Below are 2,962 nucleotides of genomic sequence, written 5' to 3'. Positions count from 1 at the left end.
CTACTAATGTTTATAAACAATTTAGCGATAAATTCATGAAAAAAAACTAGGAAAATTCCGGTTTTATGTTACAAAAGTTAATATTATTTAACTAAGAAAAGTTAGGAAGATGGGTTAAAAGTTGGCTAAAATTGTAAATTTAGTGCCATTTCCAACCTCAGAGTGACAGCTGATTGTACCTTTTAGCTTCTGAACGATAAGATTATAAACAATATTCATTCCAAGGCCACTACCGCCAGCCCCACGTTTAGTCGTGTAGAAAGGTTCAAATATCTTACTTTGTACTTCTTTAGTTATGCCTTTGCCATTATCTTGAAAATCAACTCTAAGTTTTGAGCCTTCAAGCTCTGCAGTAATCGTTATCTGACCTTCTTGTGTATCTTCAAAGCCATGTATTAAAGAATTTAAAATAAGATTGGTGAATATATGTGCGATAACACCAGGGTCAACCTTGATCACTAAGTCATCGCTACAATCAATTTGGATAGTATGATGACCCTTTTTAAGAGCAGGAGATAAACTGCTGACTAAATCGGTTAAATATTCTTTTAGATTGATTTCACGCTCTTCATCGTTACTCGTATCAACAGCGACTAGTTTAAAGTTAGCGACAAGTTCGGCAGCTCTATTTAAATTACGGTATACAATAGAACCTGCTTGGTTAATATTTGCAATACTAGAGACAAATTCTTTACGCGTGAGAGTTTGTGCTTCAAATGCAACGCGTAGCTGTTCTATTAATTCAAGCAGATTTGAAGAGGCTGTGACACTCACACCTAAAGGGGTATTAAGTTCATGGGCAACACCTGCAACTAAGCGACCTAGTGAAGCCATTTTTTCTGATTCGACTAAATGATTTTGCGTTTGTTTTAATTGCTTTAGTGATTTTTCTAAATCATTAGTTCGGGCAACAACCTTTTCTTCCATTTGGCTATAAAGGACTGAATTTTCGATTGAGATTGCCATTTGACCAATCAATAAATTAAGCATATCTAGATGGTTTTGGCCAAAGGCATCAGTTGTGAGTTCATTCTCTAAATAGACAATGCTGTTGATTCGATTCTTGTAGATAAGTGGTAAGCATAAAATAGATTTTGGTTGATGCTTCTCAATGTAAGGGTCGTTGGTGAAAACCGAATCGACAGACACATTACCAATTAAAGCCATACTTTGTGTTCGAATCACATACCGGATAACACTGGCAGGTATATCAGTAGATTTAGAGTAAGGTAAAGGTTCAAACTGGAAATTTGGCTCATTCAAAATACCAATATTTTCTACCCACCATTTTGAATTTTTCTTAAGTAACAAAGCAACTTTTGAGGCACCAGAAAACTCCATAACAATGGCAATTAATTTATTCATTAACTTATCTATAACCATTTCTTCTGAAAGTACATTAGCTGCCTGCATCATGGAATTAAGCGCAATTGAACTAGTCGACACTTCTATCGATGAATTACTGGTTAAAACAGGTATCTCATCGTTTGGTAATGATGAGTTTGCCGCCTTAACATTGACTGATAAATGATTATAAATAGTCTGAGAAATTTGCTGATGGTGCATGACATATTCAAGTTTACTTTGCTTCACTAGGTAATTTGCGAGTAACTCATTTGCTAATGCCTCAATCAGTTTGTAATCGGCTGCTTTAGCAAGCTCGATTGCTTGATGGTAAAGATCAAATACCTCATAGAAAGGTTGGTTATTCAAACTTGCTAATTCAGCCTCTATCAATTTTACCTTATGAAGGAAGTTATCTTCACAAGAGTCACTCCAAGTTTTCAAGCGTTCAAACATGTGCTTAAACATGTCCTGATATTTACTAGAATCTAAATAAGTTTCTGGTTTAGCGAGCAGAATTAAACATGAATAAAAATAGGCTTCAGGTGTTTTTATTTGTCCTGGCACACCCATTGGGATGATATGAATATGCTCTATAATTGCTAGAGCTTCGTCATATAGGCCAATTAAATAGAGCGCTCTGATTTTTGCATAGTAATACCAAGCTTGAATAATCGGTGAGTCTTTGGCATAAAGTTGGTGCTCCTGTTCATTAAAAACATCACAGTTAAAGCTATTATGGCTATCACATTTATCCATTAAGTGCAGTAATGGTACATATGCGCCAGGTATAAAAAAGCTTTTAGTTGATTCTTCATTTTTTTCTTTTAAAAAACTTAAGTACTTATTGGCCTCAGTTAAAACATCAGTGAAGGGCAGGCCTTCTATTATTAAGTTTGAAATAATATTAACTGCTGCATAGCTAGCGTATGTCCAATCACCAGCCTGACAACTGAATTGATAGCTTTGCCGAAAACTTTTGGTAGAAAAAGAAAGGTGATTACTCCAATGACAAATCGTTAAGCCGTACATAAAGTACACTTTGCCGCGTAACGCTAGGTTTGGGTAGTTATCAGCGATTTTTAGTGCAACTTTGCCAAATTCATCCGCTTTTTTGAATTCATTTAGCCTATTAACACAAACAAAACCATAAAGAATATAAGCAAAGGCAGATTGTTCACACCTACCATGCTCAAGGCAAAGGCTACACATTTTTACTGATGCCCATTGAACAACATCCTCATCTGATAATAAATATGCGGTGATCCAAAGGCTGGTCAGAATATCGAGTAATAATAAAATTTGTTCATCTTCTAAGTCATTAGAATCATAGAGACTATCAATAGAGTGCTGTGCAAGGTATGTATCTATTAGCATGATTTCGTTAACGATTTGAGCATCTAAATTCTCTAACTCAGAAGGCGGGGTTAAATTTAATACTTTTAACGCTAGATATTGTGTATCTAGTGCTTCTTGATAGAGTCCTTGTTGGTGGAAATCATCCATTTTCACCAGCAGTACGCGCGCATGATCTAAATCTGTATGTTTGTATTTTAATAATAGACTATAAAATTCATCGGATTCATTATATTTATTTAAAATACAATTAACTTTACAT

The 2,962-nt window shown here is 34.9% G+C and carries 1 protein-coding gene; it reads right to left on the bottom strand.

Features of this window, described 5'->3' with window-relative positions; all coding sequences use genetic code 11:
• Window positions 1-114 precede the first annotated feature (114 nt).
• A partial coding sequence (locus L1D46_RS20200; RefSeq protein ID WP_239978131.1) for an ATP-binding protein occupies window positions 115-2,962 on the bottom strand: 2,848 nt, incomplete at its 5' end.

Source organism: Pseudoalteromonas sp. Isolate3 (genome assembly GCF_022398505.1).
Taxonomy (GTDB): Bacteria; Pseudomonadota; Gammaproteobacteria; order Enterobacterales; family Alteromonadaceae; genus Pseudoalteromonas; species Pseudoalteromonas apostichopi.
Note: the sequence above shows the minus strand (reverse complement) of the source record. Positions and strands in the feature narration are given on the sequence as shown.